General features: G+C 72.7%; 12 protein-coding genes. 9 read left to right on the forward strand and 3 right to left on the reverse strand.

What is annotated here, in order from left to right; translation table 11 throughout:
* Nucleotides 1-39 precede the first annotated feature (39 nt).
* From ACFWR9_RS13990 to ACFWR9_RS14030, 9 genes are all read left to right on the forward strand, one after another.
* Nucleotides 40-1,182 (forward strand): inosamine-phosphate amidinotransferase 1, encoded by a 1,143-nt coding sequence (locus tag ACFWR9_RS13990; protein WP_383840556.1) that lies wholly within the window; start codon nucleotides 40-42, stop codon nucleotides 1,180-1,182.
* A gap of 54 nt (nucleotides 1,183-1,236) precedes the next feature.
* Entirely contained in the window at nucleotides 1,237-2,559 is a 1,323-nt protein-coding gene (locus tag ACFWR9_RS13995; protein WP_383840559.1) for a JmjC domain-containing protein, read from the forward strand.
* On the forward strand, nucleotides 2,556-3,386 hold the full coding sequence (locus ACFWR9_RS14000) for a DUF3865 domain-containing protein (RefSeq protein WP_383840562.1): 831 nt from the start codon (nucleotides 2,556-2,558) through the stop codon (nucleotides 3,384-3,386). The genes ACFWR9_RS13995 and ACFWR9_RS14000 overlap by 4 nt, the downstream gene beginning before the upstream one ends.
* Entirely contained in the window at nucleotides 3,386-3,820 is a 435-nt protein-coding gene (locus ACFWR9_RS14005) for a GFA family protein (RefSeq protein ID WP_383840565.1), read from the forward strand. The genes ACFWR9_RS14000 and ACFWR9_RS14005 overlap by 1 nt, the downstream gene beginning before the upstream one ends.
* A 131-nt stretch (nucleotides 3,821-3,951) precedes the next feature.
* The gene (locus ACFWR9_RS14010) at nucleotides 3,952-4,818 is read left to right on the forward strand and encodes a dimethylarginine dimethylaminohydrolase family protein (RefSeq protein WP_383840568.1); all 867 of its coding nucleotides are present in this window, start codon (nucleotides 3,952-3,954) and stop codon (nucleotides 4,816-4,818) included.
* 70 nt (nucleotides 4,819-4,888) lie between these two features.
* Entirely contained in the window at nucleotides 4,889-6,151 is a 1,263-nt protein-coding gene (locus ACFWR9_RS14015) for a cation:proton antiporter (protein ID WP_383840572.1), read from the forward strand.
* Complete coding sequence (locus ACFWR9_RS14020) at nucleotides 6,148-6,717, forward strand: nitroreductase (protein ID WP_383840575.1); 570 nt, start codon at nucleotides 6,148-6,150, stop codon at nucleotides 6,715-6,717. Before ACFWR9_RS14015 ends, ACFWR9_RS14020 begins: the two co-directional genes overlap by 4 nt.
* Nucleotides 6,718-6,930: 213 nt before the next feature.
* Nucleotides 6,931-7,425: a hypothetical protein gene (locus ACFWR9_RS14025; protein WP_383840578.1), complete on the forward strand. Its 495-nt coding sequence runs from the start codon at nucleotides 6,931-6,933 to the stop codon at nucleotides 7,423-7,425.
* A 14-nt stretch (nucleotides 7,426-7,439) separates the two neighbouring features.
* Nucleotides 7,440-8,036, forward strand: a complete 597-nt coding sequence (locus ACFWR9_RS14030; RefSeq protein WP_383840582.1) for a hypothetical protein — start codon at nucleotides 7,440-7,442, stop codon at nucleotides 8,034-8,036.
* 79 nt (nucleotides 8,037-8,115) lie between these two features.
* Here ACFWR9_RS14030 and ACFWR9_RS14035 read toward each other — a convergent pair whose 3' ends face one another.
* From ACFWR9_RS14035 to ACFWR9_RS14045, 3 genes are all read right to left on the reverse strand, one after another.
* Entirely contained in the window at nucleotides 8,116-9,432 is a 1,317-nt protein-coding gene (locus ACFWR9_RS14035; protein ID WP_383840585.1) for a transcriptional regulator, read from the reverse strand.
* 189 nt (nucleotides 9,433-9,621) lie between these two features.
* Nucleotides 9,622-10,185: a hypothetical protein gene (locus tag ACFWR9_RS14040; RefSeq protein WP_383840588.1), complete on the reverse strand. Its 564-nt coding sequence runs from the start codon at nucleotides 10,183-10,185 to the stop codon at nucleotides 9,622-9,624.
* A gap of 83 nt (nucleotides 10,186-10,268) precedes the next feature.
* Complete coding sequence (locus ACFWR9_RS14045) at nucleotides 10,269-10,751, reverse strand: DNA-binding protein (protein WP_383840591.1); 483 nt, start codon at nucleotides 10,749-10,751, stop codon at nucleotides 10,269-10,271.
* Between the last annotated feature and the right edge of the window lie 143 nt (nucleotides 10,752-10,894).

Raw genomic sequence — 10,894 nt, forward strand, 5'->3', positions numbered from 1 at the left:
AGGGCGCGCCGTCGCCCGCCGCCGAGGAGGCGGCCCACCATGCCCCAGCCCGCGCCCGCCTCGACGGCCCTGAACAGCTTCGACGAGTTCACCCGGCTCGAAGAGGTCGTCCTCGGCCGCGCCGACCACTACGACGCCCACCACACCGACACCTCGTGGCGGCTGTTCTTCTACGACAACGTCGCCCCCGTCCTCGCCGGGCACACCAGCCAGACGGGGGAGGAACTCCTGCCGATCCCCGCGCAGCTGGTCGACGAGCTCAACGAGGACATCGCCGGCCTGGCCGACGCCCTGACCGGATGCGGGGTGAAGGTCCTGCGACCCGCCGCCCCGGGCAAGGACGTCGACATCCGCTCCCCGCACTGGGACGCCCGGGCCACCCCGCCGCTCAACGTCCGAGACCAGACCATCATCCTCGGCAACACCATCGTGGAGACCGCCCCCCACGTCCGGGCCCGGATCTTCGAGAACGACCTGCTCAAGCCCGCGTTCTACGGCTACTACCGGTATGGGGCGAACTGGGTGAGCATGCCGCGCCCGGCCCTGGCCCGCGGCTCCCTGGACACCTCCTACTTCACCAGCCAGGACCTGGACGTCAGCCGCGCCACCGACGGCGAGAGCACCGGCGCGATCGAGGGCCTGGGCCTGGAGATGGTCTTCGACGGCGCGCAGTGCATGCGCCTGGGCCGTGACGTCCTGGTCAACGTCGCCAACCACAACCACGAACTCGCCCTGCGCTGGCTGAGGAACAACCTCCCCAGCCTGCGGTTCCACCGCCTGAACGCCATGGCGGACAACCACATCGACAGCGTCCTGGTCCCGCTGCGCCCCGGCCTGATGCTGCTGCGCTCCCCGGCCTACCTGAAGTACCTGCCCAAGGACATGCAGTCCTGGGACGTGATCTACGCCCCTGACACCGACGACAGCAACTTCCCGGACTACAGCGACCTCGGCTTCGTCATCCCCATCGGCAGCCGGTACATGGACATCAACCTGCTGTCCATCGACGAGAACACCGTCGTCGTCAACTCCCTCTACCCGGAGCTGATCGAGGTCCTGGAGCGCCGTGGGTTCACCGTCGTCCCCGTCCGCCACCGCCACCGGCGGCTGTTCGGCGGCGGCTTCCACTGTTTCACCCTCGACACCGTCCGCCGCGGCGGCCCCGAGGACTACCTCAGCTGACCCCGCCACCGCGCCCGGCCCACGGCTGTACGCCCCGACGTCAGGAGATCCTTGATGGACACCGCCTATCCCTGGCCGACCGACCGTGCCTTCTGGAACGGCACCTTCCCCGACCACACCGCCGGGCGGACCACGCCCTTCCTGTTCAAGGGCATCATCCCCGCGATCGCGGCCGGACCGGACGACGTCCTGGCCGGATTCGAGGCCATCCGCCGGGCCCACACCGCCGGCACCGGCATCAAGGCGCACGCCCGCGTCTACGTCGGCGAGGACCGCCGCGACGACCTCCTGCCCCAGGCGCTGACCGCCCCGACCTGGGACGGGGGCGTGGACGCCTTCGTGCCGTGGATGCAAAACCTCGCCGGCGCCGAGCGGTTCTCCCTGGTCATCAACAACCTGGAGACCGTCAGCCCCGCCCTCGCCGCCGGCCTCGGCACCTTCCTTAGGACCCTCATCGACGGGTGGGGCCTGCCGCTGGGCGGCGCCGAACAGGTCGCCTTCGCCGGGAACTACGCCGGCACGGCCTTCGGGATCCACGAGGGCTACGAGGACGCCTTCCTCGTCCACCTCGGCCCGAACGCCAAGAACTTCTACTGCTGGCCCGCCGAGCAGTACGAGAAGCTCACCGGCGGCAAGGAGCCCACCTTCGGCGACTACCGCGCGCTGCTGGAGCAGGCCGAGCACTTCCTGCTGGAGCCGGGCGACGCCCTCTTCCTGCCCCGTCGCGTCTTCCACGTCGGCACCCAGGACACCTTTTCCGTCTCGGTGGCCATGCCGCTGTACACCTACCCGTACGCGCAGCTCCTGCAGAGCCGCATCATCCCGGACGTCCTTGCCGCCCTGGCCGGCGACGGGCCCGACGACCCGCTCAACGAGCCCTCCGCGATGGCGGACACCGCCGCCGGGCCCGGCTCCGTCGCCGACCGGCTGGTCGGCGTCGGCCGCGAACTCCTCACCGTCGCCGCCGACCACGTCCGCTCCGCGGCCCGCGAGCACACCGAGCAGCGGTGGGCCACGCTGCTGAGCAACGGCGGCTGGGAGCTCGTCGAGGGCGACCTCTCCCGCCAGGAAGCCGCGGACGCCTTCGACCCCGAGCAGGTCACCCCGGGCGCCGGCATCCGCCTGATCGCCCCCTACCAGGTCACCACCCTCCTCGACGACGGCGACTCCCACCAGGTCCTGCTGCGCGGCCACCAGCCGGGGGTCGCCCTCGACGGCGCGGGCCTGGACCGGGACACCGTCACCGCCCTCAACCGCGGCGACAACCTCGTCCTGCCCGACAACGCCGAGCTCCTGACGGCCGTCCGCGCCCTGGGCGCCACCGGCGGCCTGCACCTCACCCCCCGCCCCTCCGACACCAAGGACGCCGACGCATGACCCCCGACAACAGCCTCGTCCACGCCTACTTGAAGACCCACCCCGAGACGCAGAGCGCCGTCAACGGCACCCTGCTGGGCAACTTCACCTCCGGCACCGCCCTGGTCACCAAGCACCTGGCCCCGCTGGTCGAGTGGGTGTACGCGCGGATCGCCGAGAAGGTCGGCGCCGCCGACCTCAACGAGCGCCAGGCCCGGATGTACATCGAGGAGCTCTCGGTGTTCGCCCGCTACAACGCCCAGTACCTCAAGGCGGCCGCCACCGCCGTGGAGGGCCACTGCCCCGAGCTCGCCCACGAGCTGCGCCGCAACCACCTGGAGGAGGGCGGCGAGCGCGGCAAGGTGCCCGCGCACTACGTCCTCTACACCAATGCGCTCCTGTCCGACCTCGGCCTGCTCGTCAACGGACACGTGCCCGCCCCGGAGACCGAGACGCTGGTCAACCTCCACCAGTGGATGGTCGGCTCGCACATGTCCAGCCTCATCGCCGGCGCCTACTACGCCACCGAGGCCGTGGCGATCGCCGAGACCGAGATCCTGCGCGACATCACCAACCGCTACGGCGAGCTGACCGGCGCCGGCAGCGGCGGCGAGCTCAAGGCCCTGAAGTACTACTACGACCTCCACCTCGACGAGGGGCATGAGGCCGCCCAGGTCGGCGGCATGAGCGTCGAGGCCGCCCACATCGAGGGCCTGGCCAGGTTCATCAAGGAGAGTGAACTCTTCCACATCGACCTGCCGCAGGCCCTCGACGGCTGGCTGACGATCATGGAGGGGATGACAAACTGGTGGGCTCAACTCGCCCATCGCGCCTCGGAGATGAACTGATGAACGCCACCCTCGACATCGTCGCCGCCGCCCAGAAGCGCACCGGCGGATGCCTGTGCGGAAAGATCCGCTTCACTGTCAAGGGCGAGGCCGTCTACCCGCACACCTGCAGCTGCCCGCACTGCAAGCGCCTCGGGGGCGGCCCGATGATGTGGTGGGCCGGCTTCGCCCCGGAGAACGTCATCTGGACGAACGGCGTCGAGCCGACCTGGTACACCACGTTCGAGGGTGAGGCCCAGCGCGGCTTCTGCCCGAATTGCGGCAGCCGCCTCGCGGCGATCGACAAGGACGTCCCCGAGCTCGGCATCGTCGTCACGGCCCTGGATGACACCAGCGGAGCCGATCTCGTCCCCGTCAACCAGTCCTTCCGCGACGACGCCGTGGCCTGGCTGGACCAGGTCCCCGACACCACGGAGAAGAGCCCCGTCGGCTGACACCCGCGAGACCTCCCGGGGGCCGGCAGCCCTGACCTGCCGACCCCCGGACCCCGCACCCTCCTGGGACCGTCTGCGCCGCGTCCGGCTCACCTCCGACCTGTCCCGCACCCCGCCCAGGAGAGTTGATCGTGCTCACCCCGCACGCCACCAGCGAGTACGGCGCCCTGCGCCACGTCGCCATGCGCCACGCGAGCGACGTCACCCCCGACCTCGACGGCCCCGACGTCCACCCCGTCCTGACCCGCCAGAAGACCACCAGCTCCTGGCAGCCGTACAATCCGGCCACCGTCCGCACCCAGCAGGACACCCTCATCGACCTCCTCCGCGGCCGCGGCACCGAGGTGACCCTCCTCGACGCCGCGCCGGGCTGCCCGGTCCAGCACTACCCCCGCGACATCGCCTTCGTCATCGACCACGTCCTGGTCATGGCGCGCCTGAACGCCACGCACCGCCGCCCCGAGGCCGACTCGCTCGCCCCGCTGCTGACCAGCGCCCCGCACATCGCCCACCTGGACGAGGGCACCATCGAAGGCGGCGACGTCGCCCTGCACACCGGCACCGTCCTGGTCGGCCTCGGCGAGGAGACCTCCCCCGCCGGCGTGGAGGCGCTGCAGCGGGCGCTCGCCCACCACGGCGTCGACCGCGAGGTCCGCCCGGTCCGCTTCGCCACCCGCGGCATCGTCCACCTCGACGACCACTTCACCATCGTCGCGCCCGGCACCGCCCTCATCCACCGCGCCGTCTTCCCGCCCGCCGAACTGGCCTGGTTCGCGCAGCACTTCGACCTCATCGACATCACCAGCGCGGAAGCGCGCGCCCTCCAGGCCAACGTCCTGGCGATCGCCCCGGACACCGTGATCGTCGCCGCCGGCAGCGACCGCATCACGGAGCAGCTCGCCGCACGCGGACTCGAGGTCCTCACCGTCGACTACCACGAGGTCACCCGGATCCCCGGCTCGCTGCGCTGCACCACCCTGCCGCTGACCCGCGCCTGATCCCTCCCGCCCCGCGCCCCGCCGCCATGCCGCGCGCCGTGCGGTCCTTCGCCCGACTCCTGGAGCTGTCGTGTCCGACCCGCTGCTGCCCGTGCTCCTCGCCGTCCCGGTCGTGGTCCTCGCCTGCCAGGCCGGCGGGCGCGCCGTCCGGCTGCTCGGCCAGCCGCCGGTCATCGGCGAGATACTGGCCGGAATCCTGCTCGGCCCCTCGCTGCTCGGCTGGCTCGCCCCAACCGTCCAGCACCACCTCCTGCCCCCCTCGGTCCTGCCCGTCACCTCCGCCCTGGGCAACCTCGGCCTGATGGCGTTCCTCTTCCTGATCGGACTCGAACTCGACCTGCGCAGCCTGCGCACCACCCGCGGCGCCGTCGCCGCGGTCAGCCTCACCGGGCTCCTCCTCCCCATGGCCCTCGGAGCCGCCCTGGCCGCCGCCCTCTACCCGCACTTCGCCCCCGACGGCGTCGGGCGGCTGCCGTTCACCCTGTTCGTCGCCGTCGCCCTGAGCATCACCGCCTTCCCGGTCCTCGCCCGGATCCTCGCCGACCGCGGCCTGGAGACCACGTCCCTGGGCGCCTTCGCCCTGGCCTGCGCCGCCACCGACGACGCCCTCGCCTGGTGCCTGCTTACCGCCGCTGTCGCCCTGGCCACCACCGGCCCCGCCATCTCGGCCCTGACCACCCTCGCCCTCACCGCCGCCTACGCCGTCGCCCTCGCCTTGATACGCCCCCTGCTCGAACGCGCCGGCCGCACCGGCGACGAGCTCGTCCTGGCCCTCCTGTTCGCCGGACTGTGCCTCAGTGCCTACGCCACCGACCAGCTCGGCGTGCACCCCGCCTTCGGCGCGTTCCTGTTCGGCGCCGCCGCCCCCCGCGGCCTGCCGGCCGTCGAGCGCAGCGCCGCGCGCATCCGCGCCGTCGTCCTGCCTCTCCTGCTGCCGCTGTTCTTCGTCGACGCCGGCCTGCACACCGACTTCTCCAACCTGCCCGCCGGACAGTGGGGCTGGGGCGCGGCCATCCTCGCCGTCGCCGTCGTCGGTAAGTGGGGCGGCGCGGCCGGCGCGGCCCGCCTCACCGGCTCCGACTGGCGCTGGTCGGCCGCCGTCGGCACGCTAATGAACTGCCGCGGCCTGACCGAACTCGTCGTCCTCGGCATCGGCCTGCAGACCGGCGTCATCACCGAGACCCTGTTCACCCTCCTGGTGATCATGACCGTCATCACCACCGCGGCCACCGCCCCCATCCTCCGGCGCGTGGCCGGTGACGACCCACGAATGACCCCGCCGGCACCTCACGACGATCCCGAGCGCGCCCCGGCCCGGGAGACGACCCGATGACCCGGTCCCCGAATCCGGTCCTGGACGCGGTCCTCACCCGACGCAGCGCCTCCCGGCTGACCTTGCCCGCCCCCGGCTCCGCCGACCTGGAACGCCTTGTCCAGGCTGCGGCCACCGCCCCTGACCACGGGCGGCTTCGCCCCTGGCGGCTGGTCGTGGTGAGCGGGGAGGAGCGGGCCCGGCTCGGCGACGCGCTCGCCGAGGCCGCCGACACTCCGGAGCAGGCCCGCCGCGCCGCCGCCAAGCCCCTGCGTGCGCCCCTGCTCCTGACGATCGTGCACCGTCCCGTGCCCGACTACCCGAAGGTCCCAGAGTGGGAGCAGCTGGCCGCCACCACCGGCATGGTCACCACGCTGTCGCTGCTCCTGCACAGCCACGGCTTCGCGTCGATCTGGCGCACCGGCCCCGCCGTCCAGGCCCCCCAGGTCCGCAAGCACCTCGGCGTCGACGACGACGAGCAGCTCCTGGGCTGGCTGTACGTCGGCACCCGGATCGCCTCCGATGTCGCCGACCGGCGTCCGCTCGACACCCCCGCCAGGATCACCTGGCACACCGCCGGCATCTGAGCCCACCACCCAGCACGTGGCGGGGGGGGGGGCGGGGGGCGGCGGGCGGGGGGGGGGGGCCCCCCCCCCCCCGCGGGGGCCCCCCGACCCGCAGCGGAGCCCACAGCGTCTCCCGCCCCCCCCCCCGCCCCCCCCCCCCCCCCCCCCGCCCCCCCCGCCCCCCCGCCCGCCCCCCCCCCCCCCCCCGCCGAACCTCGCCGCGAGAGGCCAACCATGCGCGATATCCAGCACATCGAGATCCCCGGACACACCGTGAGCGTCCGTGTCGACCCCGGCCCCGGACGGGAGGGCCGCCCCGCCCTGTGGCCGAGCGTGGGGGAGTACCCGATCTACGACCCGTTCCTCTACACGACCATGACCACGGACGACGAGCGCAACCGCCGCTTCCGCGCGGCGCTGGCGCACCTGGCACCGGACCGGCGGATCCTGGACATCGGGACGGGACAGGACCTGCTCTGGGCGCGCGAAGGCGTGCAGGCCGGAGCTCGGCACGCCGTAGCCGTCGAGGTCATCGAGGACGCGTTCCACAAGGCGGCCGCCAACCTGCCGGCCCTCGCCTCCCCGGACCGGATCACGCTCCTGCTCGGCGAGTCGACCGGCCTCCGCTTCGCCCCCCCCGCGCCGATGTCTGCGTCGCCGAGATCATCGGCTCCCTCGCCGGCGCCGAAGGCGCGGCCGCCGTCCTGGCCGACGCCCGCACCCGCCTGATGGAGCCCGGCGGCATGGTCATACCCCACCGTGCGGTCACGCTGGCCGCCGCAGTCCGCCTGTCCGACCTGCTCCCCGACCAGCCCGTGGCGTTCGCCGAGGCCGCGCTCCCCTACCTGCAAAGCATCTTCGATTGGCACGGCAGCCCCTTCGACGTACGGCTCAGGGTCGAGAAGCCGCCCGCCGACGCACTGCTCTCCGAGGGCGCGGTCGTCGAGGCGCTCGACTTCAACGGCGACCTGCAGACGCAGCAGTGTAGGACCACGCGCTTGGCCATCACGCGGCCCGGCCTCGTGGATGGCGTGCTCACCTGGCTCAACCTCTGGTGCCTGCCGGACGACGAGCCGCTCGACGCGCTGCGCATGAAGACGAACTGGGCCACCATCTACCTGCCGCTCTTCGACAGCCCCGTGCCGGTCGAGCCCGGAGACGTCCTGGAGCTCACCTTAGCGGCCGCCCTCAGCGACGACCGCGTGCACCCGGACTACCAGCTCCAAGCCGTCCTGCACACCGCCGACGGGCGACAGCACTGCGGCTCTCTCGTCTCCCCACACCACGGCGGCGTCTTCCGGTCTCACGCGGTCTACCGGGAGCTCTTTCCCGCGGGCTGACCGGCCACCGAGCCAGACGCCCTGGGCACATCGCGGCCTCGTCCGCAGGCTGCCGGGGCGCCCCGGCGGTCCGGGAAGGTCAGAAGTCCCGTAGCGGCTGGCCCGTGTTGAGGTGGTCCAGACGCTCGGAGAGTCGTCGGCTCATCAGGTGCTGTGACGCCTGGGAGGCACGTCTCGCCGCCGCCGTGTGCTCGGCCGAGTCACCGCGCAGCCGCGCGAGTTCGGCCTCGGTGATCAGGAGCTCCACGGTGTCGCGCGTGCGGTCGGAGGGAAGGGCCGACGCCTCCTTCAGCGCCTGGGCGCCTTGCTCAGCCAGGCCGGCGACGGCGAACGCCCACGCCGCCTGTCCCTCCAGCTCACGCAGATCGAACCACTCCAGCCAGGACGGGCCGGAGCTGCTCTGCGCGCGGACGAGGAACTCGCGGGCCTGCTTCACCGCCGCCACGACCTGGTCCGCCTGGCCGTTGAGCGCCCAGGCCCGGGCCTCGGTCACGCACGCGTAGGCCCTGACCAAGGGCGGCGCGCCCTTGGCCGCCAGCACGGCACTTCGCGCGTGCGCGAGCACGTCGGTCTGCCCTCCCTGCGTTGCCGCCAGCCGGGCTTGGTGGATGTGGACCCGGGTGATGCGGGCGCGGTCGCCGATCGCCTGGGCCAGCCGCATCGCCTGAAGGTCGTAGCGCTGGGCGAGGCCGGGAAGCTGGTCGTCGTAGGCCATCGACGCCATCGCGAGGACGGCGTCCACCACGCTGCCGTACAGTCGGCGCCCGGTCCGCGCGGAGAAGGTCCCGTTCAGCATCGGCGTGGCGTGCGTGTCCATCATCGACGCGAAGACGCCGCGGAACTTGCCCCCGCCGTGCTGGGAGTCGAGCTTGCCGTACAGGCGCGTCTGCTCGTCGAGGAGGTCGATGTCCGCTGCGGTCACCCTGTGCTGCCCGAGCCCGCCGAGCACGGCGTCGGCCGGCATGACGAGCGCCTCCCTCGAGGCGGGACCGAACACGCCCGGGGAGAACGCGCTCTTGACGACGTTGCGCCGCCGCATCGCGTCCAGGGCCCACAACTTCGAGAGCATCCGTACGGCGTGAGGGACATCCAGGTACTCCAGCGACTGCGCCGCGACCAAGCCGGTGTCGGACGGCCAGCCCAGACTCTCCGGCGTCACCACCCGGTTCAGGGCCTTGGACAGCACGTGGCACGCGGTGGCCGCGAGGTCGTCGCGGGGGGTCGCACCCTTGCACCACCGGGAGACCGTACTCGTTACCACCGTGTAGGGCAGGTGGATGGCCTCGCAGCGCGCGGCGATCCGGCGGGCGAAGCCGCTGATGGACCACTCCAAGGTCTCCAGGTGCTTGAGTAAGACCTCGTTGCGCTCCGCCTGCGCTGATCTCGGCCTCGTCATCGCGCCGTCCATCGAGGGGAAATTGGCAACGAGGACGACATCGCCTCAAGCGGAGTCGCGGTTGTGGACATGGCCTCCCGCGTTGAGGCGGGAGGGGTAGAGGGGAGTCCGGTCGGGTTCGTCATCGCCGAGAGACCGCGCGGGCGATCAGTTCGCGGGCGAGGTCGGGGCGCTGGGGGGCGGCGGTCGTCACGCGCTGCCCCGATCGTCCGGGGCCGTCTCCGGCGCGTGGACGCGGCAGGCGATGAGGGTGCTCAGCCCGGACCGGTGCTCGGCGGCGAGTTCGAGGCGGGCGACTCGGTCACCCTCGCGTCCTGTGCCTGAACCTCGGATGTTCCAGCCCACGTCGGTGAGCCGCCGCAGAAGGGCGGCGATGGGGTCGGCGTCCAGGGGGTGGCGAGCCAGGGTCTCGGCGCGTACGGCGGGCAGGTCCTGCCGGGCGGCGAAGTCGGAGGCCCAAAGGGTGATCAGCCGCGTGATGTCGTCGGGGTGGTCGGGCACGGTGTGGACGCAGCCGAGGAAGAGGCAGGGGCCTTCGCCCCAGCCGAGACCGGGGTCGCGCTGGGGGATCAGGCAGGCCAGCAGCTTCCCGTCCTCGAACAGCCCGGCCGGCCTCGTCTCCGGGTCTCGGAAGAGGGCCGGTACGTCGGCTTGAGCGGGCACGGGGAGGCCGCGCAGGGTGAGCCAGCGCTGGCGGTCCTGGACGAGGGCGGCGGCTTCCTCGCGCTCGGCGTCCGTGCGCAACTTGCGCATCTCGTACACGGCGACTAGGGACGCCGTGGTGAAAGGTGCCGCAGTTGGTCGGCCCTGGGCGGCAGTGGAGGCCGGGTGCCGGTTCACTGGCTCGCTCCGACGCGCACCGGCTCAGCCGGCAGCAGGTTCCAGCCGTGCGCCAGGATCACCAGCTGGGTGGTGTTCTCGGCGCCCGTGTCGACGAGCAGCTGGTCGAGCGCGGCGCGCAGGTCGGCGGGGGCGAGCTTGGCGGCGAGGGCGATGCCGCGGGGGTCGCTGTGATCGGCGACGGCTCGCAGCAACAGCAGGTCCTCGGGACGGAGCTGGGGCGCCGGCCGGTCGGCCGTGGGAACGGTCACCTGCTGGGTGGCGAACAGTCGGTGCACGATCACCGGGGGCTTGCAGCGCGGCGGGCAGTGAAGGCTTTCGCGGATGTCGCGCAGGTACTGGCGGACGGTTTCGGCCGACAGCCCGGTCTGCGTGCCGATCTCCTTCGGCGCGAGGCCGCATGCCAGGTGCTGGGCGACGCGGAGAAGGGTCGGCGTCAGCGGAGTGATGGGTGCGCTGGTCGTTTCGGACGGGGTCACGATGGCTCCTTCTCGGCTGGGATGGACAGTCACTAGGGGAGGTGGGGGGGGGGGGCCCCCGGGGGGGGGGGGGGGGGCGGGGAGAGGGGGGGGGGGGGGGGGGGGTTGGTGGGGGGAGGGGCCGGAGGGGGGGTGGGGAGGGG

Origin of the sequence: Streptomyces sp. NPDC058534 (assembly GCF_042717365.1) — a bacterium.
Lineage (GTDB): Bacteria > Actinomycetota > Actinomycetes > Streptomycetales > Streptomycetaceae > Streptomyces.

Coding starts and splice junctions, on each gene's coding strand:
- ACFWR9_RS13990 (WP_383840556.1), top strand. CDS start 40: ATGCCCCAGCCCGCGCCCGCCTCGACGGCCCTGAACAGCTTCGACGAG.
- ACFWR9_RS13995 (WP_383840559.1), top strand. CDS start 1,237: ATGGACACCGCCTATCCCTGGCCGACCGACCGTGCCTTCTGGAACGGC.
- ACFWR9_RS14000 (WP_383840562.1), top strand. CDS start 2,556: ATGACCCCCGACAACAGCCTCGTCCACGCCTACTTGAAGACCCACCCC.
- ACFWR9_RS14005 (WP_383840565.1), top strand. CDS start 3,386: ATGAACGCCACCCTCGACATCGTCGCCGCCGCCCAGAAGCGCACCGGC.
- ACFWR9_RS14020 (WP_383840575.1), top strand. CDS start 6,148: ATGACCCGGTCCCCGAATCCGGTCCTGGACGCGGTCCTCACCCGACGC.
- ACFWR9_RS14025 (WP_383840578.1), top strand. CDS start 6,931: ATGCGCGATATCCAGCACATCGAGATCCCCGGACACACCGTGAGCGTC.
- ACFWR9_RS14030 (WP_383840582.1), top strand. CDS start 7,440: ATGGTCATACCCCACCGTGCGGTCACGCTGGCCGCCGCAGTCCGCCTG.
- ACFWR9_RS14035 (WP_383840585.1), bottom strand. CDS start 9,432: ATGACGAGGCCGAGATCAGCGCAGGCGGAGCGCAACGAGGTCTTACTC.
- ACFWR9_RS14040 (WP_383840588.1), bottom strand. CDS start 10,185: ATGCGCAAGTTGCGCACGGACGCCGAGCGCGAGGAAGCCGCCGCCCTC.